The organism is Acinetobacter sp. IRS14 (assembly GCF_034650275.1).
GTDB classification, from domain to species: Bacteria; Pseudomonadota; Gammaproteobacteria; order Pseudomonadales; family Moraxellaceae; genus Acinetobacter; species Acinetobacter oleivorans.
This window is the reverse complement of record NZ_JAOVFN010000007.1, coordinates 47,996-73,124: the sequence shown is the minus strand read 5'-3', so window position 1 is coordinate 73,124 and position 25,129 is coordinate 47,996. Positions and strand designations below refer to the sequence as shown.

The window sequence follows — 25,129 nt, the reverse complement described above, 5'->3', positions numbered from 1 at the left end:
TTAATAACAAAGCTAAACTTGAAATTGGCATGTAGATTGCTACTTTACACTTTTTAAAAAGAAAGGGTAAAAAATGCAATTTAAATGTGCTTTTGGCGTAATCAGTTTATGTAGCGCTTTATTTTTAGTCGGATGCAATAATGACGACTCTTCTGTTTCACAAACACCAACCGTTCAGGACCAAAAACAAAAATTACAGCCGATTATTATTCAGGGTGCTTTGCCAGTAGAATCGGAAAAAATGGCTTCAAAATTAGAGAATAAGACTGTTGAAGAAATTGGTGGTTGGAAATTCTGGAAGGGCACCTATAACGGTTATCCAATGATTATTTCTAAAACCCGTATGGGGATGAGCAATTCTGCTGCTGCAACTGCTTTAGCTATTGAGCGTTATAAACCGATTGCGATCATTAATCAGGGAACAGCAGGTGGGCACGACCCAGATCTACATGTTTACGATATTGTTTTAGGAAAATATACGACTAATATTGGTGCATTTAGAACTCCTAAACAGCCATTGGGTGCTGGGTCAAATTCACTCACTTGGGTTGAAGCTTTTGATGTTTTGCCAACAGCTGAGTCTGATCCGGAACCGATTGCAATACGCAAATTTGAAGGTGATCAAGAGCTATTAATGGCGGCACATAAAGTCCGTTATGATAAAGGTGAGGTGGTTGAAGGAACGATTGGTTCAGCAGATGTTTGGAATAACGAACTTGATCGTATTCAATTTTTCCATCAGCGTTATGGCACTTCAGTTGAGGAAATGGAAGCAGCATCAGTTGCACAAATTGCAAGTCAGTTGAATGTTCCGTTTTTAGGCATTCGAATCTTATCTAATAATATTACGAATAACGGAGCTTATGACCCTGGTACAGGAGAGGCTTGCCAAGAGTATGTACTCAATGTGGCTGAAGAATATATGAAATCAAAACTACCAAAATAATAATTTAACACTCAGCAAGAAGATTGAAGTTTTATAAAACTTCTTCTTCTTGCTTTTTATGACGATGTCTACTTTTCCAGTTCTTAATAACCATCCAACGCCAGAAAATTTCTGTAGATAAATATAAAATGACGGCAAATACGAAAGCTTCGACAACCAGACCTGTCATCAAAATTTTCGCAAGACTAAAATCAATATGCCCGTGCCCGAAATGAGTAATCCAGCGGGAAATTTGGTGCAATACACCTAGCAACATTTCTTTATTAATCATATGCACATGAAAAATATGTGCACCAAACCAAAAACCAATATAGAGAATTGGAACTAGAGTAAGAGGATTACTTAGCCAAGCCAGCATTAAGCTAATTGGTAAATTTACTTCGAATAGTAAGACTGCCATCACAATAAATACACTGTGAAAAGGAATAGGCAGTAAACCAAAAAAAGTTCCGACAAAAACAGCTCTGGTAATCGATTTCCGATTGACATACCAAAGCACAGGATTCAAGGTCTTTTTACCAAAAATCCTTAGAAATTTCATATTTGAAACTTTCTCGGGTGAGGGAAGCCAAGATTGAAAAAAGTGCTTTGCCATAATCATTAAGGTAGTAGAGCTCGGTGCTCTATTTAAAAAAATCAGAAACAATATATGAATTGAAACTTATTAAAAGCTTAAAATTTAAACTTACCATCGCTATATATTTTTTATTATAAAGGCTTTTGATGGAAAAATAGACTTAAAATAAAAATACTTATGTTACTTAAGTACGAAATTATTTGAAAAGCATAACAACTGACCGTAAAGTTTTCTTTACTGCTTTCTCTAGTAATTTTATAAGTAATTGTTTTTAATTTATTTATTTTAAATTAAAAAATGATTTGAAAAACTTTGTCTTACAATTACCTTTTGCCATGTGAGCGGATATCTATTAATCTGAGATGACTATATTGTGAGGTCATTCAATGATTTCATGGCTTTTTATTGGCTTAGTAGCCACAATTTTACTTACCCCTGGTCCAACTAACACTTTGCTTGCTTCTTCAGGCGTGCAAGTAGGACTACGGAAGTCAGTAAAACTTATTCCAGCAGAAGTTTTGGGTTACGTAATCTCTATTTCTGCATGGGGAATGCTAATTGGGAAAGTGTCCAACACATTGCCCTTGCTGCCGCCTATTCTTAAGCTGTTGAGTGCCTGCTATATCATTTTCTTAGCCATTAAGTTATGGCATACGGCAAATCAAGAAGTTGAATTAAATCAGCCTACAATCCGTGCTCGTGAATTATTTTGTGCAACTTTATTGAACCCCAAAGCCTTACTGTTTGCTTCAGCAATTTTTCCGGTAGCTGCATGGAGTGATTTTCATATTTATTTGGTTCATATGATGGCTTACTTAGCACTCATTACACCAATTGCGTTGTTCTGGATTTTCTTGGGTTCAGTTTTAGCATCTAAGAAAGTGGGTTGGTTAAATCAAACTAATTTACAAAGAACGGCTTCACTTGTTTTAGTCAGCTTTTCAATTCCAATTAGTTATTCTGCTTTACTGAACCTTTAAATGTACAGCTGAGCTATTCTTATCGAGAAGAGTAGCTCAAGCGTTGTTTTCATAATTGCTTTTTTACGTTAAAGTACGTCGCAATCAATGAAATTACCTTTTGGATAGAAAATACATGGCTATTAAGTCTGATCGTTGGATTCGCGAGATGAGCGAAAAACACGGCATGATTGAACCTTATGCAGAGAATCAAGTCCGTTTTGATGAAAATGGTGAAAAGTTGATTTCCTACGGGGTCTCTAGCTATGGTTACGATGTACGCTGTGCCCGTGAATTTAAGGTTTTTACTAACGTACATTCTGCAATTGTCGATCCAAAGAATTTTGATGACAAAAGCTTTATCGATATTGAATCTGATGTTTGTATTATTCCGCCAAACTCATTTGCTTTAGCACGTACAATCGAATATTTCCGTATTCCTCGTAATGTGTTGACAGTCTGCTTAGGTAAATCGACCTATGCTCGCTGCGGTATCATTGTGAATGTGACTCCATTAGAACCTGAATGGGAAGGTCACGTAACTTTAGAATTTTCAAACACCACTAATTTACCTGCCCGTATTTATGCAGGGGAAGGTGTAGCACAAATGCTATTTTTTGAAAGTGATGAAGTATGTGAAACATCTTATAAAGACCGTGGTGGTAAATACCAAGGCCAAACAGGTGTTACACTGCCTAAGACATAATTTTTCTTAGATAAAGAAGAGTTTTAAAATAATGGGTCACTGAGGTGGCCCAATTTTATAAATAAAACTTACATGAGATGCGTTTATCGGAATTATGATAAACGACAGTTTCCTTTTGTAAAAAATAATATAATATGATCAATAATTGATTTGTTTTTTTGTTCTGCATCACAGAATTTAAAAGCAAATGTATCGGTTGTCTTTTTAGTCGTAATTGTTTAGATATCTACTAAATTTAGGCAAACCAAATAAAAAGAAATTAAACAGGATTATGCCCCCACGGATACGGAGGTCGGCCATGCGACATTTTACGTCTCTTCGAGTAGCACTCTTGACACTCGGAAGCTTATGCTTTTCTTCAGCTTATGCTGCTTCTACATTAGTGCCTATGTCAGATGCTGAACTATCCGCAACTCGCGGGCAAGCCTTAATGGGCATGTCTTATATTGCACCTACGGATTCCGCAAGCAACTCAAGTTCAAATGGAAATATGGGATTTTATCGACTCGCTCTAGATGCTCAATTAGAACTTAATGCCAATATTAAAAAGTTACAGTTAGGTTGCGGTGGGGTAAATGGAGCTGGTGCTTGTGACATTGACATTGACTATCTTAGTTTAAGTGGTGGCACAGTAGATAGTACGAGCACTGAACGTGCTTCTTCCTCCGCTGTTATTACTAATCCATTTTTAGAGTTTGCTGTTAAAAATCCAGATTCAGCTTCTACTCGTGAGATTCAAGGTTTTAGATTAAGTGCTAAGTCACTTTCGGGTTTACTTACTTTTGGTTTAGAGAATGGTGATGCTGCGAGTGGTATTAATTCATTAAGTGGATATATGGTAACTAAACCAACAGGAGGGACCGTAACTACGAATCCTTACTATGGTATTACTCAAGATGAAACAAACACTGCAATTACAGGTCGAGCAACTGTTTTAGGACAAGGGGCAACTGTTCCATTCACTTCTACTGCTTATAATTTGAATTTAGGTGTAGGGACTGGTACTTTGTCTATGGGCCAACAGATTATTACGGGTAAACGTATTAATACAGCTAACTTAAATGCAACTGCAAAAGTTGGTGGGCTTGCAATTACAGGAACATTAAATGCTACGGCATCTGTACTGGGAATTCCAATTCCAATTTCAGGTAACGTAACAGGTTCAGTGGATAATCTTGATGTAAATGTGGCAATTAAACAAAGTCTGGGTTATTTCCATGCTGCACAATTAAATGGATCTGCTGGTTACCTATCGGTGCAAGGTGTGAATATTCTATGGCCAGAGGCTGCATCTACAGCACAAACAGGATGGTGGCTAGAGCTTACAAACCCAATCGATATTGGTCAAATTACTCCAACAGGTAGTGTTGACATTGCGCTTTCTACGATTGTTGATGCTTTAGGTCAAGTAAGTGCCTTTTTAAATAGTCCAGGTCATGCAGTGGATTGTGGAGCTTTAGCAACTAACTGTTTAATCGCCGGAAATCTTCCTGTGGGAACGGTTGACTTGACTGGTAAAACACCAGCTTCTATGGCCTTAACCAATATCGTATTACAAAAACAAAGTTTCTCAGCCAACTGTTATGGCTCATTAAAATTCTGTTAATTGAGTTTTAAAGCATCTGCTATTTTTCATTCATCGGAAAAGTTGTTTTTTACTTATTTAATTTTGCATTTGAGTAAATATTCAGCATAATGGAAATGTGGAAAGGTTGGCAATTTTAATGTTTGCCCCTTGCAAGAGGAAAAGGAAATTATTCTATCTTGCGCTAAGGACTGTTAAAGAAAAAGAAATATGGTGCGCGGCATCGTATAAAACAGGAAGGTCACGATGACTACACTTAATTATACGGTAAGTTTTCAAAAAACCGTTTTAGCAGGTTTAATTGGTCTTTTATTAAGCCAGCCTAGCTTTGCTCTTGAAGAACTTTCTGATGCTGGTTTAAGTGAAACTACTGGCGAAGGTATTGCAATATTACCCCAAAATGCCTTTATGGTATTCCGTGGTGCTGGCCCAAATGAATCTGTAAATCAAATTATTACCGATCGAAGTAAAGATACGGGTTACATTAACTATGTGCCTGTTGGTCCTTTAAGTGTCTCTGCTGCTGATACGAGTGGTAATGGTAGTGTTGGTCCAGAAGACCGAGCAATAGGTAAAGCGGATATCTTTCTTTATGGTTTAGCGCTATCTAAGTCAGATGGTGATGCAAATTCGCGTATTGCTAATACCTCAGCCGCAGCAGCGATTTCGAGTTGGGGTACAGGAGCCAATCCATGGATATTCAAAGTAAAAACTGCTACGAACGTACCTAATTTTAGTACCACCGATAGTTCTGTTTATCCAGTCACGTATTTATCTTTAGAGGCTCCTCTTTATCAACCAACAATTGATGGTGCAGAAGGGGCAGATGCATATAATTTAAAATTGGGTCTATGGGCCGATGCATTTGTACGAAATCCAAATGTTGTCGCTACAACGGATGGCTCTCTAGCTCAATTTCAATATGGCAATAACAACGGATTAATTGGAACAAGTATTGATACAACCCGTGCTAACAGATTGCGCTTACAAGGCATTTTAAATGGCTTTAGTTTAAATGGTAGTCAGATTAGCTTGTTTCAGACCTTAGGGGGAGCTACCACTGCTGGAGGGATGAGTCCTTTTTATAACAATACTTTAGGAATGTCTGGTTTAGTTCGTTTAAATACAGGCGATAGTAAAAACACCAGTATTGTTACTGAAAATGTTACGAGTCAAACGCAAACATATGCAACAAGCAGTAATAACGGATGGCAAACGGTACATGCAGGTGCAAACTCAACTTTAAGTACCAGTAGTACTGGCGATTGTGGTAACAGTGGAACGGGAAGTTTTAGTACATTACGTGGTTGTCGTTACTATGTAGAAAATCGAACACGGACAGATACAAAAACATCGAATAAAACGCGAATCGCATTTAATGACACAAGTAAAGTATTACGTTTTAGTACTCGAGAAACCTCAGACTCACCAAATGCTTCAAATAATTTATATACACCAGCATTTGACTCTGCAGCTGCTGTAGCACCAAAGTTTGCTGATAGTGAAGGATTGTACCTTTATAATCCAAATATTAACTTAGTGTTAGGTAATTTATATCAGCCCCTTATTTTAGGTTCTGACGGAAAAAACTTTAGCATCGAAATTGCACGAATTGCGAATAAACCTGAAATATATAAACAAATTTATACAGATTACTCTGGTGTAGACGCTACGTATAAAGGTTCTACTTGTAATGTTTATTCTTGTGCTAACCCTACACACAGTAGTATTGCAATTGGTACCGTATATAGTCCTGATAATGGAAAAACCTTGTTAGCAAATACGGGTGAAGGGGCAATTGGAGTTTCCTTTGGTCGTTTGGTTTCAACTGGCACACAGGTTTCCGGAACTTCAGCTGGTAGTTTGGTGTCATTGACCAATTCAGTATCTGGTACGACATCGGCTACAATGACAGAAGTCCGTTATAAACAAAGACAACAGAATACTCAGGTATGGAACCAAACTTATAGTTGTGGCTTGTTTAATTCGAATTGTGGTTATAGTGCTGTTGGATATTTATACCAGTGGGAATATAACAAAGGAACTGGTGCTTGGGTTATTACAAATCCAACAACGAAACCAGCCGATGCGACCCCTTGTTCTGGGGTATTAGGATGTACGAGTACATCTGGATCAACTCCAATCTATGGCGCAACCTCCAATCGTGATTGGAGTAATGCTGCTATTCCATGGCTAACTTCAAGAAATGCTGTAGTCAATGATTTGATTGGTAGTAGTAACGGCACAACAGGTTATGTTATTCCAACTGCCAATCAAGCTCCTGCTTTAGCTAATATTAGTCCTTTAAATAACTTAGGATCAGCTGCTATTGATGGTGTATTAATCCAGCATTTGAAACTGACAACTAAAGGTTTGTAAGAGGAGGATAATGATATGAAAAAATTAAGTACTTTGATCCTCACTCTTTTTACAACGGTTACTCATGCGGAGCTGCAAACTTTAGATAATGATGCTTTGCAGGCGATTAATGGTCAGGCTGGTGCTGATTTATCTTTAATGCTTAATTTAAACCAGACAGCTAACGGTGTATTTGATAATGGTAGTGGTGGTGTTTGTCAAAACGTCGAATTCTGTCATATTGGTTTAGCGATTAATAAGCGTTTTGTTCAGGCAGATGCAACTAAGCCAAGTGGTTGGGCTGAAAATAGCGATAGTGGTAATAAACTTTGGCTCGTGTTTAAAGGTGTACAAGGAACTTTAAATATTCAAAAAATGGGCTTGGATGGCGCTGATTTAAAGTATCTTGATAAAAGTAATACTGAAATTATTAAGCCAGCTATTCAGCTTAGTTTTAGTGCAGCACAGCCAATTTTAATTCGTAATTTTGGATTTAATGCTTTATCAATTGAGCAAGATAACTTTACCAGCTCAACAACAGCACAAGGTTCGAGTGCAAATATGTATGACTATGCATATTTCAAAAAACCGACATATGCTGCGACTACTAATAGTGGGAACCAGCAAATTGCTACAGCGACTCCATCGGCCTATGACTATGGGCGTGAAACTGGTTTCATGGGTTTAATGATGAATGGGAATTTGGCTATTCAAGGAAAAGTCATGGTCTTTAGCTGTGATGGTAGCCATTCTCGTTGTTAAGGGTTAATGTAGATTTCAAAGGAACTGAAGTGATGAAAAAAAATAAAGAAAATCACAGCTCAAAGTTTATTTTAAATACATTAGCAACCAGCATGTTGTTAGTGAGTGGTCAAATTTATGCTTTAGAAGCTTTAACAGATGCTGATTTGAGTGCCGTCAATGGACAAGATGGGATCTCTATTCAAACTACGTTTAATGAAATTAATATTGATAATGCTTACTGGGATGACCATGCAGGCACACCAACAAGTGCTGATCAGGTATTAAGAGCTCAAGCAAGTGGTGTAAAAGTCCAAAAAAGTAATGCATCTAGCCAAACATTAAGCACTAATTATCGTTTAGATGTAGGAAGTAATCCGACTACGGGTAAAACTGGACTCGACTTTTCTATGCAAAGTAGTCCATCACTTATTACCGTAAATAGCGTTAAAGTTTGTAATAGTTCAGCTACATGCTCGCCAACTTTAGGGCAGTTGGCTATTCAAACGACCTCTCCTTTAAATTTGGCACTTACAACTCAAGATGGGTTATTTAATGCAAATAGCCAGTCAAGCATGACACTTGGTATTAATAATGCCAATATTTATCTAGGGCAATTGGATGCTCGCAGCCAGCTAAATCAGTTAATTTTAAGAAATTTTAACTTTAATTTTGTTGGTAAAGGGGCCATGTTGATTGACCCAACTCGTGGCTTAGTTTTACAGACAAATACTGGAACTAATGTTGCTGGTGTAGGGCAAACTCCGAATACTACCTATGGCTATGTTGATTTTAACCGTGTAGCAGATTCAGCTTCTGGTTTAACTGCGGGTACATATGTTGACAGTAGCGGCAAAGTAACCAATTCAGGCCTGAATATTGAGGTGATGCTCAGCTCGAATGTAGATAAAACTAATCCTTATGCTTTAGATGCAACCAATAGTCCTCAAAATGCGAAAGGTTTGATTCGTTTAGGTGCTAGCGGACGTATGGTAAATAGTTATCTACAGCTTCGTGGGATAGATGGTACTGCGGATACCACTACTTTAGGCACCGCAAATACTGCAGCGGGTACAGGTTCAAGTAATAGTATTTTAGGTAATTCTGGCATTGCCTTTCGTATGAAAGGTGAGTTCACTAAAGATAATGACTCAATGCTAGGTGCAGATGGTAAAGCAACCACTTTAGAAATTGGTGGAGCAGGTTTAAATGCTTATGGTTTCGAGTTTGGTAATTTAACAGGTCTTAACTCAGCTACTCGCGGTTATTTCGACAGCGGAAATATTTATCTAAATCTTGCTGATACAAAAACTTTATTAATGCCAAACAACGCAACCTTAAACGGAATCCGTTTAGGTAGTGGTACTTTAACGACAGCTGCTGATTATCAGCATAATATTCATCGTGATACGGTGACTAATCCATTCAGTTTAATTCTTGCGATGCGTGGAGCAGAGTTTCAAGCATTTTCAAGACGTGGTCGTTTTACGACAAGTGCGAATGTAGCTGCTGCCAATCAGTTTGCAGACAATGGTGCAAACAACCAGTGGGGCTTAGCACTACCTTTTTATAACTTAAATGCTAATGCTGCTATATATGGTTTAGACGCGCCAGCAAATAGTGCTTATTACTATACAAAAGATGCCAATGGTAAACCTGTTCAGAATGTTGTTGCGACATCTGGAACGACTTCACGTTTAGGTTTTGGTATTGCAGCTGGAACTACGGGACGTGATGCGACTGGAACCAAAACGACCTCAATTTTATTAATTGATGGTTCTCCAAATGCTAATAATGGCGGTAGTCCTACTGATTATTATATGGGGTTACGTAACATTGATATGTTCGTTAAAGGCAATGGAAGCATCGGTTTAGAAAATGGCAGTCTTAATATTAGTTTAAAAGAGATGCTACTTGCTTTATCAACTGAAATTGCAGCAGGTTATTTACCGGGGGCAAAATATAAAACTTGTCCAGCTACTGGTTCATGTACCTCGCCAATTGATAACTTTGCCAAAAATAATGATGTCTTATTTGGTCTAAAACTGCGTTTAGGCGGAGATCTTAACTTATCGATCGTACCAAACAGTTCAATTGCAGATGGTAGTGCTCTAACTGTACTGGGCGATTTCACGATGCCTGCCACAGCAACTGGAAATACAGTTCAAATTAGTGATCCGATCGATGGTTCTGCGATTGGTTTTGATAATATTACTGGAAAGCTTGCGTTTAATACTGCTTTAGTTGTTGGTAAAGACAGTGCAAGTGGTTTAGGTAAAGTTGGCGTAAATACGGCTGTTTATTTTAATCCTGATAAGAGTATCGACGGCGCGTTACGTGTTAAAGATATTAACTTCTATCCTCCATCAACTGGTGCAGGTGCACGTTTAGGTGAGCTTGCAATTACTGGTGGACGTTTAAATAGTAGCTTTAGTATTGTGCCTAGAAATGGTGCTTTTAACTAATAAAGAAAAGTGGCGATATCGCCACTTTTTATAAAAAATTTATTTTGAATGTGATTGGATTTGCATTCGTCGGGTTATAGGGATAATTACTTTGTACTTGAATATTATTCTGATAGTCTGAACAAATAATAAGCGTTTGTCTCTTAAGGATTAGAGCGACATGAAGAATAAAAATATAGGGTGCTGGTTGCTACTTGCCAGTAGTTCAAGTGTTTTTGCAATGCAGCCTTTAGATGATCAAAGTCTTGCGGCAGCAACGGGCCAAAATGGTTTAACCTTAGGTATTCAGGCTGATAAAGTTAAATTTAATCAAGTTGCTCTGATTGATACAAATGGTATCGCTTCAACTTCATATAACAGTAAGGCTGGCTTTGTCATTGCAGGAAATTCTACAAATCCAGTTCCTGGCATAGAGTTTATTAAAGCTGCGGTATCGAGTAATCCTTCTTTTAATATTGCAATGGATGTCGATGCTGGTGGTGGAAATCCCTTTTTAAATTTAGCAGTATCGATGGGGAGTGATGTAAACGGTATTCGACTTTTACCTTTTTCAGTTTATTTAGCCCCAAGTGCATCTTTATCTAGTCCATCCGATTATGCATTAACAAGTTATGCACCAAAATCAATTTTTAGTTCAGGAACGACAGTCAATACGGGTGTAAAAGAGCTGATCCGTTCTACTGGCAATTTAGATATTAACTTTGTACAAACTAATAAACCTCGTTTAAATATTCAGCTTGGCCATGCTGCTCAATCAGTTATGGTTAAATTTGGAGGGGCAATTCAATCTATTTGTTCTGCTGCTACAGGTTGTCCAATTACTTTAGTGTCCGATAATACGGGTGCTACATTCGGGTTTAAATTTGCTGGCACAAATACCTCAACAGGTTTTGTACTCGATGGTTTCTATGCCGGTGTTGATCCAACTGGATTAACTTTTGGAAATACAGGCGTATCAAGTAAATTTGATGCTTCACTTAATAATGTCACTTTAGGAAATATGGGTACTCAAAATACAACAACGTTTAATAATTTACCGAATGGCTCAATGGGGAGTTTTGGTGTCACTGGCGTTTCTGTAACTGACTTTAAAATGAAAGTAAGCGGCTTTTAAAAAAGAATAATAGCTTAACCTGAAATACGAAAGAGGGCGGTTTTAAAACAATCGCCCTCTTTTTTTAACTATATTGCGTTAAATGTTTTCTGATCTGGTGTGTTCTAACTGCTGGACAATTTCATCCAAAGCTTTAATACGTTTTACTTGGTCCCATAAATTTTTAGCTTGTGGATAGGCTTTTGTCATCATCCCTAACCATTGCTTATAACGACCGACCATACCAATTTCTGTTTTTGCCTGACCGTTTAAAAAACGAATTTGTAAATCAACCAGTTGTTCCCAACTGAATAATGCTTCATTCATATTTTCACGAATACATTGGGTTAAATCTGGAGTCGTTACCGCACCACGGCCAATCATTAAGTCTTCACAGCCAGATTGTTGCTGACAAGCTCTAGCATCTGCATTGCTCCAGATTTCACCATTCGCAATGACATTAATTTTTAAAGCTTCTTGAATGGGCAAGATTTTTTCCCAATAGGCAGGTGGCGTGTAACCGTCTGCTTTCGTACGAGCATGAACCGTTAACCAACTTGCACCCGCATCTTCAACAGCATGGGCATTTTCCATGGTGTGGTTTTCATCGAGATAACCTAAACGCATTTTTGCTGAAACAGGAATGTGTGCAGGTACCGCATCTCTCACTGCTTTAATGAGCATATGTACAACATCAGGTTCATCAAGAAGAACAGAGCCGCCTCTGTGTCGGTTTACAGTTTTTGCAGGACAACCAAAATTAAGGTCGATTGCTGGTGCACCAAGCTCTACAACTTTTGCTGCATTTGCTGCCAGCATATCTGGGTTGTTACCTAAGAACTGAACATGCACGGGTGTTCCAGCAGCTGTTTTACCATCGTTCTTTAACTCAGGGCAAAAACTATAGTAAATATGGTCTGGCAAAATGCTGTCTGTAACTCGAATAAACTCGGTCACACACCAGTCGAAATGACCAACAGATGTGAGTGTATCCCGCATGATCGGGTCAGTTAAACCTTCCATTGGAGCGAGTATGAGTTTCACAGTCTGTGTCACCTGAGCAAAAAGAAAACAGCGTTATACGGGATATGTATAACGCTGTCTAGTATCGAAGAAATTTTAATTTACTTAACGGCCCAAGATCATCTCAAGCACAAATTTACTACCAATAAAACCAATCGCCAAAAGCACAAAACCGATTAAGGTAAAACGAATCGCTTTTTGACCTCGCCATCCGAGTTTGTAATGGCCAATTAAGAGTGAGCCATAGATAAACCAAGAAATAATACTAAATACGGTTTTATGAGCAAGATGCTGTGCAAAGAAGCTATCAATCGTCAAGAAACCAAAAGTGAGTGCAATCGTTAATAAAATAAAGCCAGTAATGATCAGATCAAATAACAAAGACTCCATCGCCTGAATAGGCGGAAGTAAATTGACCCAAAAGCGTTTTTTTTGTTTCTTTTTGAGTTCACGATTTTGGAACCAGAGCAAAATAGCGTGAATGGTTGCCATCAATAAAACTGCATAGGCAGAAAGTGAAAGAATAATATGAGTATCTAAGCCTAACGAATGCTGCTCAATAAATTGATCTGGTCGACTGAATCCAAAACCTAAAATTAGACCAATAGCCGCTACAGGAATGCCTAATAAATTTAGCGGTACGATGGGACGAAAAATACTAAAAATTAAACTTAACAACAGCATAAGCCACGATGTAAAAGATACTAAATTAAAAACATCGTAGTTAATTCCGGCTGGTGTCAGCATGGCGTGACATAAAACTGTACCGTGCAACAGGAGCGCCAAAGTCGCAACAAAAGCAAATAACCATGGGTTTGGTTCACGTTTTGACATTAAACGAATAAACAGATACCAGAAAGAAGTGGTATATGCGATGAGTGCCAAAATTGTGTAAACCAAGGGGAGGCTAATCATGTCAAACCTTTTTCAGGATTAATTCATCTATATAAGATATAAATTCGCTGCGAACTAAAGTATCCTATAGCATTCTATGCATAAATTTTCTATTTCGAGAAAGATTTTTTTGCAACTAGCCATTTTAAGCGGATTTTGCAATGTTTGATACCTTAACAGAACGACTCACACAGAGTTTAAGAAATGTTACTGGCTCAGGGCAGCTGACCGAAGACAATATTAAAGATACCTTACGTGAAGTACGTATGGCACTTCTTGAAGCCGATGTCGCGTTACCTGTAACTCGTGAATTTATCGCGAAAGTTAAGGAAGAGGCATTGGGCCAAGAAGTGATGACTCAGTTATCACCAGGCCAGGCATTTGTAAAAATTGTCTATGACGAACTCACCAAGATGATGGGTGAGGCGAATGAAACACTTGATTTAAGTGCTAAGCCTCCCGTTGTTGTATTACTTGCTGGTTTACAAGGTGCGGGTAAAACAACAACTGCCGCTAAATTGGCACGTTTCTTAAAAGAACGTCAAAAGAAAAAAGTAATGACGGTTTCTGCCGACGTTTACCGTCCAGCAGCAATTAAGCAGTTAGAAACTGTGTCAGCAGAAGTTGGTGCAGGTTTTATTGCATCAGATGCTTCTGAAAAGCCAATTGATATCGTTAATCGTGCAATTGAACAAGCAAAAATCCAGTTTGCTGATGTGTTAATTGTCGATACCGCAGGTCGTTTACATGTCGATGAAGACATGATGGACGAAATTAAAGAATTACATGCTGCCGTTAAGCCGACTGAAACCTTGTTCGTGGTTGATGCCATGACAGGTCAGGATGCTGCAAATACAGCTAAAGCGTTTAATGATGCATTAGCACTTACAGGTGTGATTCTTACTAAAACTGATGGTGATGCACGTGGTGGTGCAGCGCTTTCTGTACGTGCAATTACGGGTAAGCCAATCAAGTTCTTGGGTATGGGTGAGAAGCTTGATGCTTTAGAACCATTCCATCCAGATCGTGTTGCTCAACGTATTTTAGGCATGGGTGACGTACTTTCTTTAGTCGAGGAAGTTGAACGTAAAATTGACAAAGAAAAAGCCGAAAAAATGGCTAAAAAATTGCAAAAAGGCGGCAGCTTCAACTTTGAAGATATGCTGATGCAATTTGAGCAAATGAAAAGTATGGGCGGCATGATGGGCTTCTTAGATAAGTTGCCTGGCATGAGCGGTGCAGGGATTCAGCAGGCGATTGAGCAAGCAAATCCTGAAAAACAGGTCAAGAAAATGGAAGCTATTATCCAGTCAATGACCGTTAAAGAACGCCGTAATCCAGACTTGATGAACCCAAGCCGTAAAAAACGTATTGCGGCCGGTTGTGGTATGGATGTTGCTGAAGTGAATAAACTCATTAAGCAACAAGCACAAATGGCTAAAATGATGAAGAAATTTGCGAATCCATCTGGTATGAGCAAAATGATGCGTTCATTAGGCAATATGCAAAAGCAATTTGGTGGCGGCGGTGGTGGCGGAATGGGCCCACTGTTTGGCAACAATGACCAAAAGAAATAAACTTATAAAATAAAAGGCGCATATAGCGCCTTTTATTTTGTTCTGTGTTTTAGTCTTTAGGATAATGAGCAATATATTGTTGTAGTCCTTTGAGCAAAAGATCTGTTTCTACGACTGGATCATATTTTTTCAAGAACTTAGCAAAAAGAGGAGCATCTCCACCTGTAAGGAGTAATTTTTTAGGAGATTGCTGCATGATGCTTTCAATTGTACTAATCAGGCCTAACAAAATACCGTGATGTACTGCATCGACTGTGTTATTGCCCGGGTTTAAATTATCAAAAGCTGAGTCTGGAATTTTAATGCCTTTAGTATTTTGAATGAGTGCATCACGCTGTAAATAAAGATTTGGCAGAATATAACCGCCTAAATGCTGTTTGCCTTGCGTTAAATCAATCGTTAAGGCTGTTCCACATCCAATAATGCAATAATTTTCATCTGTTTGAGCTACAGCGAGTACTTGTAGCCAACGGTCAATCCCGAGCTGACTTGGAACTTCATAGCCGCACTTTAACTCAGCATATTCAGCATGCACTTTGGCAAAAACAACAGGAATTTCAAGCCATTTTAAAATCTGCTGAATACGTTGGTTGTTCTCGGTATCGAGTACTGAAGAAATCCCAATGCGATGCAGACCTTGATGTTTAAAGTGTTGAATTAAACCCAGTAATAAATCGGCAGGGGACTGTAAATGTAGCTCAGCTGCATGTTCAATAATCTGCTGATTTTCAGTAATCCAATACTTTAAACGGGTGTTCCCGATATCAAGCCATAAACTTTTCATGGAAGAACACCTGTTTATTGATTCACTTGTGGTCTTAAGCGACCTTGATAAAACTGCTGAGGTTCAGGAGTCTCAAGAATTACTGCACCTTCATTGGAAATTCCTACGAAACGACCATGAACCAGTCCCTGACTATGTTCGAACTGCACCAACTGATTAAGCCATGCAGCGTGGTGGTTAAAACGTCCAGCCAAGTTGTAGCAACCATGATCAAACCAGCGAGCTGCATTTTGAATTGCAACGTAAAGCTCTGAAATAAGTTCAAGACGACTCATTTGTTCTAGGCCTAAATCCTCTAGAGATGTAATCGGTTGATCACTATCAGTCACTGGTGGTGTTTTTAAATTAATACCTACACCCACAATAGCCTGATGCTGGGAAAGCGGCTCGACCAAAATTCCACCCCATTTGCCCTGAGCACTATACAAATCATTTGGCCATTTCACTTGCAAATTCAGCGCTTGTAACTGCGGGATTTGCAAAATATTCAGAGCAACTTCAAGTGCTAAGCGACCATCTAAGGGTGTTCGAGTTTGCACCAATGTGCTTAAATAAATGTTTCCTTCAGGTGAAATCCATTGCCGTTGATGTTGACCTCGCCCTTGAGTTTGTTGAGCACTGCAAACCAAGCCCGTTGTAATGCCTTTTTGGGCAATTTCACGAATATCATCATTGGTCGAAGTTGTGGTTGCTTTTAATAAAACCACTTCTGGAAGCTGGTTTTTTGCGCTTAAAAGTTGTTGTAGTTGGCGAGTCTCTAAATCCATGTTGAATATGAGCAGAGTGGTAAAACATTTATGGAGTTAATCATATATTTACTCATTGGCGCAATTGCTGGTTTTACTGCCGGATTGTTTGGAGTTGGTGGTGGACTAATTATTGTACCAATCCTCTATGTGGTTTTTACCCAGTTGCACTATGACCCAGCAGTAATCATGCATATTGCAGTCGGAACATCGCTTGCAACGATTATTGTGACATCGTTTAGTTCAGTTTCGGCCCACCATAAAAAGGGTGCAGTTCTTTGGCCTGTTTTTCGTAATTTAGCACCTGGACTGGTGATTGGTTCATTTTTAGGAGCGGGTATTGCCGATTTGATGTCTGGTCAGCATTTACAGCTCCTTATTGGTATTTTTGCGGTTGTGATGGCCTATCGTATGTTTAAAGGGGCAAATGTAGTTGTTGACCCAACACGTCAGCTTCCTTCAACACCTATGCAATTTATGGCGGGTGGTGGCATTGGTATTGCCTCTGCAATTTTTGGTATTGGAGGCGGTAGCTTAACTGTTCCGTATTTAAACCGTCATGGCGTCGTCATGCAAAAAGCAGTCGCGACTTCTGCCGCTTGTGGTTTACCTATTGCTATTGCGGGTGCAATTGGCTTTATGTGGTTTGGTGCCAAAGAACACATCTCTGTACCTAACACGATTGGTTATGTGCATATCTATGCGTTTATTGGCATTAGTGTCATGAGTTTTGTTACAGCGAAGTTTGGCGCAAAAGTTGCTCATGCATTGTCACCACAAATGTTGAAAAAATGCTTTGCCTGTTTGTTAGTTGTGGTAGGTAGTTACTTTATTTATAAAGGGATTATGCACTAGAGAATAAAATATTAATCTTGCTAGAACTACGATTTAAGAGCTTGAGTTTTTAGAAATTCGAGCTTTTTTTATTCAGTAAAATAAGAACATTCGGGGCTTTTATTCATCCGATTTTGGTGTTGTTTTTAATTGGGTTGGCTTAAAATGCAATAAAATTGTCAGACAATGACATAGTTTTTAATCGGTACGATCAGTTAAAAACAAGGATGCGAAAGAAAAGCATGGATTAATGCATATAAAAAGTAGCGGGTGATTTATGAATCTCGAAGAGACAGAAAGTCTTTCTGAGCAAATTGTCAAATATATTAGCGAACAGATCATTAGTGGTGAGCTGGTTGAAGGCGAGCGTATTCAAGAATTACGTATTGCCAAAGAGCTTGATGTAAGCCGAGGGTCAGTTCGTGAAGCATTATTATTATTAGAGCGTACTCATTTAATTGAGATATTTCCACGCCGCGGGGCAATTGTTTCAGAAATGTCTGCACAGCAGGTTAAAGCACTGTTTGACACAAACGTGATGTTATTAGGGCATATTGTGCAACGCATCAGTGAAACATGGCGCGCACATGAAGCAGATCAATTGCAACTATTGTTGGAACAACTTCTTGAGCATGTAAAAGCAGGTGATATCGAAAAATTTTATGATGGTGTTTTTCAATATCTCGCTGAACAGCAGGATATGGTGGGTAATCCCTACCTAATGAAGTTCTATAAAGAGTTACTACCTTCACTACGTCGCAGTTATTTTTTGACCTTAAATACCTCTAAGCGGGAACTACAAGAAGCATTTGCATTATTTAAACTCGTGACTGATGCAATTTTGATCCGAAAATCACAACAAGCCGCTTTATTTATGGAAGATTTTTGTCGACACTTACGTAACCTTGTGTTGGAATCGCTGACACGAATGAAACAGATTGAATTGGCCTGGGCAAGACGCTCACGCCGCTAGTTAGGGCATTATGCGTTTAAGCAGTTTAAAACTTTCCGGCTTTAAATCTTTTGCAGATAGTACAACTTTAAATTTTAAGGCGAACCGCACAGCAGTGGTTGGTCCAAATGGTTGTGGCAAATCAAATGTAATTGATGCCATTCGTTGGGTGATGGGTGAATCAAATGCTCGTCAGCTACGTGGTGGTAGCATGCAAGATGTTATTTTTACAGGAACCTCCAAGCGTAAGCCAGTGGGTGTGGCGAGTGTTGAGCTACGTTTTGATAATACCTATGGCAAATTGGGCGGGTCATATAATGCTTATAATGAGCTCGCCGTTCGTCGTCAGGTTACCCGTGAAGGTAAATCCGAATATTTCTTAAATGGCACACGTTGCCGCCGCCGTGATATTACCGATATTTTCTTAGGAACAGGGTTAGGCCCACGTTCTTATGCAGTGATTGAACAAGGCATGATTAACCGTTTGGTTGATGCCAAACCTGAAGAAATGCGTATCTTTATTGAAGAGGCCGCAGGTGTTTCACGCTATCAAGCTCGTCGACGTGAGACTTTGCAACATCTTGAACATACTGAGCAAAACCTTTCGCGTTTAGAAGATATTGCCCTTGAGTTAAAATCACAGCTGAAGACGCTTAAACGTCAATCCGAAGCAGCGGTTCAATATAAAACTCTGGAAAGTCAGATTCGTACCCTAAAAATTGAAATTTTGTCTTTTCAGGCAGATAAAAGCGTACGCTTACAAGAAGAATATACAGTTCAAATGAATGAACTGGGCGAAACTTTTAAATTGGTTCGCTCAGAGTTAAGTACGATTGAACATGATTTAGAAGCAACCAGTGCTTTATTTCAGAGACTTATTCAGCAATCTTCACCACTACAACAAGAGTGGCAACAAGCTGAGAAAAAACTATCTGAACTGAAAATGACTCTGGAACAAAAACAGAGTTTATACCAGCAAAATAGTATGACTCTCGTTCAGTTAGAACAGCAAAAATTCCAAACTAAAGAACGTTTACAACTTTCTGAATTGCAACTTGAAACACTGAATAATCAGTTAGATGAACAAACTGAATCATTAACTGGAATTGAGCATACAACAACGGAAGCTGAACAAAACTTTGCTGATTTACAATCTCAGCAAAAACAAGCACAGCAACAGTTTGAACAAATAAAAGCTCAGGTTGAAAAACAACAGCAGCAAAAAATGCAAATGTCTGCTCAAATTGAGCAGTTAGGTAAAAATGTTCAACGCATTGAACAGCAAAAAGAAACGTTGCAACATCAAGCAAGTCAGATTCAATCGCATGTTCATGAAGATGAGCAGGGCGAATTTGAGCAACTACAGCAGCAATTACGTCTTGAAATTTCGACGTTAGAGACTGAAATTGAGCAGTATTTGCAACAGATTGAACAGTCTCAACAAGCACATCAGACAACCAAAAATCAGCAACAAACACTAAAAACAGAAATACAGGTTTTATTATCTGAGCAGAAAAACTTAAGCCAGCTTGTTGCTAAACAAAGTCCAAAGCAAAACCAAGATACGCTACGTTTAATGCAGGCTCTAGAGTTAACGGAGCAGGGTAAGCCACATGCGCAGATTGTTGAAAAATTTTTAGCAAAATGGTTGCAAGCTCATATTGTTGAAACTGAACAAACCTTTCAGGAAGGAATTGCTCGTCAGTTAAAACCTTCAGAGCAAACAAGTACATTTAAAGGGGATTTGGCCTGTTTAAATGACTGGATTGCGTCGCCACAGCTATCAATCTTTTCGAATGTAGCAATTGCACAAGATTTGACTGTTGCTTTAAATAAGCAAAAGCAATTACAACATGGTCAGTCTATTTTAACTTTAGATGGCTATCATGTCGGGCAGGATTGGGTGATTGCCCTTATGTATGATGATGAGAGTCAAAGTGCGCAAGGTATGCTGAGCCATCGCATTCGTCTAGATGAAATTGAACAAGCCCTTGAAAAGCAACAACCTGAATTACAAGCATTAGATCAAATTTTAGTTCAGCAGAAAGATGAACTAGGGCAGTTGCAGTCTGACTTGCAGCAGAAACAGCAAGTTGTTAAACAAAAACAAAAAGACTTACAACAGCTTGATGTGCAAATTGCTAAACAGCAAACCGCAGCACAAGCCTTTTTATTGCAAAAACAACAATTGAAAGATCAGTTAGCTCAGCTAGACATGCAGCTTGAAGAAGATGCAATGCAAAAAGACGATCTTGAAATTGATTTGCATGCTCTAGCAATCAAACTTGAAACCATTTTACCTGATTATAAAACTATGCAATTCCGGGTAGAAGAGTTAACGGAACAGTTAGAAGAACAGCAACAAGCCCTACAACATCAGCAACAAGAACGCGAGATTTTACGTCGTAGTAGTACGCAAACCACTCAACAAATCGAGTTGCTTGAAAAAGATATCTCGTTCTTGCAGAGTCAATATCAGCAGATTAATGCTCAAATGGAGCAGGCGAAAAAATTTGTTGACCCTATTCAGTTAGAGTTACCAAATCTTGAGTCAGAATTTCAGCAACAATTTGCTCAAACTGAAAAGTTGCAAAAGAACTGGAATGAATGGCAGCTTGAACTCAATAGTGTGCAGGAAAAACAACAAACCCTGACAGATCAGCGTCATCAATATCAACAAAAAGATGAACAGCTCAGAGAGCAACTTGAAGAGAAGCGTTTGGCATGGCAAGCCGCTAAGTCAGATCGTGAACATTACCAAGAACAGCTTAAAGAGCTAAATGCCGAAGTCCAAAAAGGCTTACAGATCGATTTAGCTGAGCACCAGCAAAAACTGGAAAAAGTACAAAAACAGTTTGAAAAAATCGGAGCGGTGAACCTTGCTGCTTCACAAGAATTTGAAGAGGTTTCTCAGCGTTTTGATGAGTTGAGTCACCAGATTCAAGATTTGGAAAATACGGTAACCCAACTAAAAGATGCGATGAAAAGCATTGATCAGGAAACCCGTAAGTTGTTTATGACAACGTTTGATCAGATTAATCAAGAGTTGCAAAATCTGTTTCCAAAGGTCTTTAATGGTGGTGAAGCGAGTTTAAGCCTTGAAGATGACTGGCAATCTGGTGTTAAACTGATGGCAAGACCACCGGGTAAGAAAAATAGTTCTCTAGCATTACTTTCCGGTGGAGAAAAGGCGTTAACAGCGTTAGCATTAGTATTTGCGATTTTTAGATTAAATCCGGCACCGTTCTGTGTGTTAGATGAAGTGGACGCACCACTTGATGATGCGAATGTTCAGAGATATTGTAATTTGGTAAAAGAGCTTTCTGAACATGTACAATTCATTTACATTACACATAATAAGCTGGCGATGACCATGGCAACTGATTTGTTGGGTGTGACCATGCCTGAACCGGGTACATCAAAATTAGTCACTGTCGATTTAGAACAGGCAAAAGAATACGGGTTAGTTTCGGAGTCATAGAATGGAAATCAATACGATTATTGGCATCGTTGTCGCCATTATTATTATGCTAATTGGCTTAAAAATGATTTTAAAAAAGTCAAACCATGCCGAACCCTCATTAGACAGTGATTTGCATATTAATCCTGATAGTAATCAACCAGTTATACCTAGACATGTGCGAGATCAGCTTGAACAAGCTGAAGCTGAACGTGTATCGGCAACTAGTACAGAGCGAGTAGAGCCGACGTTAAATGAATCTGCATCGGTAGAAACTAGTACAACAAAACCAACAGAAACTTTGGCTGTAGAACCTGCTAAATCAATTTCAGCCGAATCAACTCAACCCGCTGTTGAAAATTCTTCAGACCAGATTAAATCTGAAGAAACTGTAAAAAGCTCTACCATTAACACAGACAGTTCAGCTGAGTTAGTTGATACGGTTTCTGTTAAATCAGAAATTGAAGCTTTATCAGAAGAAAACTTGAAATCTGAAAGTGAAAAAACTGAGCCTGAGTTGAGTTTAAATCCAAATATTGAAACTGCCGAAATTGCTGAATTTGAAGGCGAGAGTAATATTCTGGATGTACATTTGCATGAACAGCAACGCTATGATGATGAAAGTGCATTAGCGATGGCTGAACAGATTATTGCTTTAAATGTCTATCCGAACCCACGTCGCGCGTTGTCTGGCGATAAAGCACTTAAAGTATTGCTAAAATATGGGTTACGTTATGGCGAAATGTCGTGTTTCCATCGTTATGAAAATACGGATGAGCCGAGCGTACTGATGTTTTCGGTACTGCGTATGACAGACAATGGCCCAGCTGGGTTTGATCTTGAAACGTTGTCTAGTGAACAAGTTCAAGGGTTGGCATTTTTCCTTGCGCTTCCAAACAGTAAAGCTGTAACTGGTTTTGACATGATGGCAAGTATTGCAGGTTTAATTGCTCGTGAAATTGATGGCAAAGTTTATGATGAAAATAATCTTGAATTTACACCACAGTTAAAAGAGCACTGGCGTCATCATGTGATTGATTATCGTCCGGCACATGCGACTGCCTAGTTTTAATTTTTTACGTTCGTTGCGATAATTGCAACATATCTAGTCGCAGCTCAGGGTGGAGAAATTTCCACCCTTTTTTATGGTGAATAACATAATGGCAACAACTTCCGTGATCGAACAGATGCGTCAGCTTATTCAACTGATTGCAAAGCATAACCACGCCTATTATGTGATGGATCAGCCGACAATCTCGGACAGTGAATATGATCATTTATTTCACCAGTTAAAAGCTTTAGAAGAGCAATATCCTGATCAGGTTCAATCAGATTCTCCAACCACAAAGGTAGGCGGCCAAGCACTCTCTAAATTTCAAAGCGTGACTCATGTCGTTCCGATGCTTTCTTTGGGGAATGTTTTTAATCAGGAAGACTTATTTGCATTTGCTCGCCGTGTAGAAGAGCGTTTGCCTAACCAAAAAGTACAATACGAAGTAGAACTAAAACTTGATGGTCTTGCGATTTCGCTTTGGTATGAAAATGGTGTGTTAACACGTGGTGTTACACGTGGTGACGGAGAAACCGGAGAAGACATTACCCAAAACGTCAAAACGATTCGTAACTTGCCTAAAGTGTTGCATTCAGATCATTTTGAAATTCCACGTTTGCTTGAAGTCCGCGGTGAAGTTCTCATGCCAAAGTCTGGCTTTGAAAAACTTAATGCCGATCAGGAAGCAAAAGGTGATAAAACCTTTGCCAACCCGCGTAATGCCGCAGCAGGTAGTTTAAGACAGCTCGACCCGAATATTGCTGCTAGTAGACCTTTAGCGTTTTATGCGTATGGTATTGCCCAGTGCGAACCAAATCATAGCTTAACCACCATGCATGACAGCCTGCAATGGCTTACGCAACTTGGATTTGAAATTGCTGAGCGTCAATATCTATGTAATTCAATTCAAGAAGTACAGCAGCGTTATGAGCAAATTCAGCAAGAGCGTCCAGATCTACAAGTTGAAATTGATGGAATGGTCGTAAAGGTTGATGACTTAAAACAACAACAACAACTTGGTTTCTTAAGTCGTGAGCCACGTTGGGCAACGGCCTATAAATTCCCTGCACAAGCTGCATTAACTACAGTTGATCAGATTGATTGGCAAGTAGGGCGTACTGGTACTTTAACCCCTGTAGCGCGTTTAAACCCTGTATTTGTAGGGGGAGTAACGGTTTCCAACGTAACTTTACATAATATTGGTGAAATCCATCGTCTAGATGTACGTGTTGGCGATACGGTTAGTGTTTATCGTACGGGCGATGTTATTCCTAAAGTAGAAAAAGTTTGGCCAGAATTCCGTTCACCTGATGCTGAAATTGTACATTTACCTGAAAGCTGTCCTGTTTGTGCTTCACCAGTTGTAATGCCTGAGGGGGAAGCTTTAGCACGTTGTTCTGGTGGTCTTTACTGTGCTGCTCAGCGAATTGAAGCGATTCGCCATTTTGTATCACGTAAAGCTCTCGATATTGAAGGTCTGGGCGACCGCTGGGTAGAGTCTTTATTGCATCTCGATTTACTTAAAGATGTTGCCGACATTTACCATTTGCATGAGCACCGAGAGACTTTACTCGGTATTGAAAAAATGGGTGAGAAATCGGTACAAAACCTGATTGATGCCATTGAGGCCAGTAAGAAGACAACGCTTGCTCGTTTTATTTATGCTCTAGGAATTCGTGGGGTGGGTGAAACAACAGCTAGAATGTTGGCCAATACTTTCCAAACTCTAGAAGCGCTTAAAGCTGCTGATGTTGAAGCTTTAAAGAAAACTCCAGATGTCGGTGATATTACCGCAGAGTGGATTGCTGACTTTTTCTTGGCACCACATAACATTGAAGTGCTTGATCGCTTAATTGCAGCCGGAATTCATTGGGATGCGCCAACAGCTCCAACACGTCAGCCGTTAAATGGCGAAAGCTGGGTGTTAACAGGCACATTAGAGCAAATGACCCGTGATCAAGCGACTCAAATGCTACAAGCATTAGGTGCGCGTGTAAGTGGCAGCGTATCCAGCAAGACCAAATGCGTTGTTGCGGGCGAGAAGGCAGGTTCGAAATTAGAAAAAGCAGCAAAACTTGGTATTGCTGTTATGAATGAGACTGATTTCTTATCACTTATGGCGAGCTACGGGCAGACTTTAAGCGAATAGGTCTACCGAAATAAGAACCATTGATTTTAGTTACAAATTTATAAATTGATGGTTTAAGTTATATTTTAACGCTTGTTTGAGCTTATAAATCAGACAAGCGTTTCTTTTTGCACAGGAAATTTAAATAACTTAAACTGCAAATGCGTATGTTTCTCATTTTAATTTGATAAAAATCATAAACTTAACTATTTTTTATTTTGCAATCATTTTTAAGATTGCCCATAATAGT

Annotated in this window: 19 protein-coding genes; 14 read left to right on the top strand and 5 right to left on the bottom strand. The window is 39.0% G+C overall.

Translation table 11 applies throughout. The annotated features are described in order from the left end of the window. Positions 1-73 precede the first annotated feature (73 nt). Positions 74-946, top strand: a complete 873-nt coding sequence (locus ODQ17_RS08925) for a 5'-methylthioadenosine/S-adenosylhomocysteine nucleosidase (protein WP_322903016.1) — start codon at positions 74-76, stop codon at positions 944-946. A 31-nt stretch (positions 947-977) separates the two neighbouring features. Here ODQ17_RS08925 and ODQ17_RS08920 read toward each other — a convergent pair whose 3' ends face one another. Beyond that, on the bottom strand, positions 978-1,547 hold the full coding sequence (locus ODQ17_RS08920; protein ID WP_003653419.1) for a DUF2062 domain-containing protein: 570 nt from the start codon (positions 1,545-1,547) through the stop codon (positions 978-980). A gap of 362 nt (positions 1,548-1,909) precedes the next feature. Here ODQ17_RS08920 and ODQ17_RS08915 point away from each other — a divergent pair, with 362 nt between their 5' ends. From ODQ17_RS08915 to ODQ17_RS08885, 7 genes are all read left to right on the top strand, one after another. Continuing rightward, positions 1,910-2,503 (top strand): LysE family translocator, encoded by a 594-nt coding sequence (locus ODQ17_RS08915; protein WP_049838184.1) that lies wholly within the window; start codon positions 1,910-1,912, stop codon positions 2,501-2,503. 115 nt (positions 2,504-2,618) lie between these two features. Then, a complete protein-coding gene (gene dcd, locus ODQ17_RS08910) occupies positions 2,619-3,188 on the top strand; it encodes a dCTP deaminase (RefSeq protein ID WP_003653416.1) in 570 nt (189 codons plus the stop codon). Between the two features lie 298 nt (positions 3,189-3,486). Beyond that, entirely contained in the window at positions 3,487-4,794 is a 1,308-nt protein-coding gene (locus tag ODQ17_RS08905) for a hypothetical protein (RefSeq protein WP_322903013.1), read from the top strand. 225 nt (positions 4,795-5,019) lie between these two features. Beyond that, positions 5,020-7,152, top strand: a complete 2,133-nt coding sequence (locus tag ODQ17_RS08900) for a hypothetical protein (protein WP_322903011.1) — start codon at positions 5,020-5,022, stop codon at positions 7,150-7,152. A gap of 15 nt (positions 7,153-7,167) precedes the next feature. Then, complete coding sequence (locus tag ODQ17_RS08895; protein ID WP_322903008.1) at positions 7,168-7,893, top strand: hypothetical protein; 726 nt, start codon at positions 7,168-7,170, stop codon at positions 7,891-7,893. Positions 7,894-7,925: 32 nt separating this feature from the next. Then, on the top strand, positions 7,926-10,337 hold the full coding sequence (locus tag ODQ17_RS08890) for a DUF6160 family protein (protein WP_322903006.1): 2,412 nt from the start codon (positions 7,926-7,928) through the stop codon (positions 10,335-10,337). Between the two features lie 160 nt (positions 10,338-10,497). Next, positions 10,498-11,451 (top strand): DUF6160 family protein, encoded by a 954-nt coding sequence (locus tag ODQ17_RS08885; protein ID WP_322903005.1) that lies wholly within the window; start codon positions 10,498-10,500, stop codon positions 11,449-11,451. Between the two features lie 78 nt (positions 11,452-11,529). Here ODQ17_RS08885 and ODQ17_RS08880 read toward each other — a convergent pair whose 3' ends face one another. Both ODQ17_RS08880 and ODQ17_RS08875 read right to left on the bottom strand, forming a co-directional pair. Beyond that, positions 11,530-12,474, bottom strand: a complete 945-nt coding sequence (locus tag ODQ17_RS08880) for a tRNA-dihydrouridine synthase (protein WP_322903003.1) — start codon at positions 12,472-12,474, stop codon at positions 11,530-11,532. Positions 12,475-12,558: 84 nt separating this feature from the next. Beyond that, positions 12,559-13,368 carry a cytochrome C assembly family protein gene (locus ODQ17_RS08875; RefSeq protein WP_013198819.1) on the bottom strand — a complete coding sequence of 270 codons (810 nt, stop codon included), beginning with the start codon at positions 13,366-13,368 and terminating at the stop codon, positions 12,559-12,561. Positions 13,369-13,508: 140 nt separating this feature from the next. Here ODQ17_RS08875 and ffh point away from each other — a divergent pair, with 140 nt between their 5' ends. Continuing rightward, positions 13,509-14,924, top strand: a complete 1,416-nt coding sequence (gene ffh / locus ODQ17_RS08870; RefSeq protein ID WP_004794257.1) for a signal recognition particle protein — start codon at positions 13,509-13,511, stop codon at positions 14,922-14,924. Between the two features lie 49 nt (positions 14,925-14,973). On the opposite strand, the gene ODQ17_RS08865 is transcribed toward ffh, so the two are convergent. Both ODQ17_RS08865 and ODQ17_RS08860 read right to left on the bottom strand, forming a co-directional pair. Next, the gene (locus tag ODQ17_RS08865) at positions 14,974-15,708 is read right to left on the bottom strand and encodes a pantothenate kinase (RefSeq protein WP_049838178.1); all 735 of its coding nucleotides are present in this window, start codon (positions 15,706-15,708) and stop codon (positions 14,974-14,976) included. A gap of 14 nt (positions 15,709-15,722) precedes the next feature. After that, positions 15,723-16,475, bottom strand: a complete 753-nt coding sequence (locus ODQ17_RS08860) for a biotin--[acetyl-CoA-carboxylase] ligase (protein WP_151822262.1) — start codon at positions 16,473-16,475, stop codon at positions 15,723-15,725. A 30-nt stretch (positions 16,476-16,505) separates the two neighbouring features. On the opposite strand from ODQ17_RS08860, the gene ODQ17_RS08855 reads away from it, so the two are divergent. From ODQ17_RS08855 to ligA, 5 genes are all read left to right on the top strand, one after another. Beyond that, complete coding sequence (locus ODQ17_RS08855) at positions 16,506-17,309, top strand: sulfite exporter TauE/SafE family protein (protein WP_252060406.1); 804 nt, start codon at positions 16,506-16,508, stop codon at positions 17,307-17,309. Positions 17,310-17,565: 256 nt separating this feature from the next. Further along, positions 17,566-18,261 (top strand): GntR family transcriptional regulator, encoded by a 696-nt coding sequence (locus tag ODQ17_RS08850; protein ID WP_004794249.1) that lies wholly within the window; start codon positions 17,566-17,568, stop codon positions 18,259-18,261. A 10-nt stretch (positions 18,262-18,271) separates the two neighbouring features. Then, positions 18,272-21,721: a chromosome segregation protein SMC gene (gene smc / locus ODQ17_RS08845; RefSeq protein WP_322902998.1), complete on the top strand. Its 3,450-nt coding sequence runs from the start codon at positions 18,272-18,274 to the stop codon at positions 21,719-21,721. A 1-nt stretch (position 21,722) separates the two neighbouring features. Next, positions 21,723-22,766: a cell division protein ZipA C-terminal FtsZ-binding domain-containing protein gene (locus ODQ17_RS08840; protein ID WP_267531514.1), complete on the top strand. Its 1,044-nt coding sequence runs from the start codon at positions 21,723-21,725 to the stop codon at positions 22,764-22,766. Between the two features lie 94 nt (positions 22,767-22,860). Next, complete coding sequence (gene ligA / locus ODQ17_RS08835; RefSeq protein ID WP_199987819.1) at positions 22,861-24,900, top strand: NAD-dependent DNA ligase LigA; 2,040 nt, start codon at positions 22,861-22,863, stop codon at positions 24,898-24,900. The last annotated feature ends 229 nt before the right edge of the window (positions 24,901-25,129 follow it).

Bases quoted from the DNA above. Each gene is read 5' to 3' on its own strand.
- ffh (WP_004794257.1), top strand. From the start codon at position 13,509: ATGTTTGATACCTTAACAGAACGACTCACACAGAGTTTAAGAAATGTT.
- ODQ17_RS08860 (WP_151822262.1), bottom strand. From the start codon at position 16,475: ATGGATTTAGAGACTCGCCAACTACAACAACTTTTAAGCGCAAAAAAC.
- smc (WP_322902998.1), top strand. From the start codon at position 18,272: ATGCGTTTAAGCAGTTTAAAACTTTCCGGCTTTAAATCTTTTGCAGAT.
- ODQ17_RS08890 (WP_322903006.1), top strand. From the start codon at position 7,926: ATGAAAAAAAATAAAGAAAATCACAGCTCAAAGTTTATTTTAAATACA.
- ODQ17_RS08840 (WP_267531514.1), top strand. From the start codon at position 21,723: ATGGAAATCAATACGATTATTGGCATCGTTGTCGCCATTATTATTATG.
- ODQ17_RS08920 (WP_003653419.1), bottom strand. From the start codon at position 1,547: ATGATTATGGCAAAGCACTTTTTTCAATCTTGGCTTCCCTCACCCGAG.
- ODQ17_RS08855 (WP_252060406.1), top strand. From the start codon at position 16,506: ATGGAGTTAATCATATATTTACTCATTGGCGCAATTGCTGGTTTTACT.
- ODQ17_RS08900 (WP_322903011.1), top strand. From the start codon at position 5,020: ATGACTACACTTAATTATACGGTAAGTTTTCAAAAAACCGTTTTAGCA.
- dcd (WP_003653416.1), top strand. From the start codon at position 2,619: ATGGCTATTAAGTCTGATCGTTGGATTCGCGAGATGAGCGAAAAACAC.
- ODQ17_RS08885 (WP_322903005.1), top strand. From the start codon at position 10,498: ATGAAGAATAAAAATATAGGGTGCTGGTTGCTACTTGCCAGTAGTTCA.
- ODQ17_RS08895 (WP_322903008.1), top strand. From the start codon at position 7,168: ATGAAAAAATTAAGTACTTTGATCCTCACTCTTTTTACAACGGTTACT.
- ODQ17_RS08850 (WP_004794249.1), top strand. From the start codon at position 17,566: ATGAATCTCGAAGAGACAGAAAGTCTTTCTGAGCAAATTGTCAAATAT.
- ODQ17_RS08915 (WP_049838184.1), top strand. From the start codon at position 1,910: ATGATTTCATGGCTTTTTATTGGCTTAGTAGCCACAATTTTACTTACC.
- ODQ17_RS08875 (WP_013198819.1), bottom strand. From the start codon at position 13,368: ATGATTAGCCTCCCCTTGGTTTACACAATTTTGGCACTCATCGCATAT.
- ODQ17_RS08905 (WP_322903013.1), top strand. From the start codon at position 3,487: ATGCGACATTTTACGTCTCTTCGAGTAGCACTCTTGACACTCGGAAGC.
- ODQ17_RS08865 (WP_049838178.1), bottom strand. From the start codon at position 15,708: ATGAAAAGTTTATGGCTTGATATCGGGAACACCCGTTTAAAGTATTGG.
- ODQ17_RS08925 (WP_322903016.1), top strand. From the start codon at position 74: ATGCAATTTAAATGTGCTTTTGGCGTAATCAGTTTATGTAGCGCTTTA.
- ligA (WP_199987819.1), top strand. From the start codon at position 22,861: ATGGCAACAACTTCCGTGATCGAACAGATGCGTCAGCTTATTCAACTG.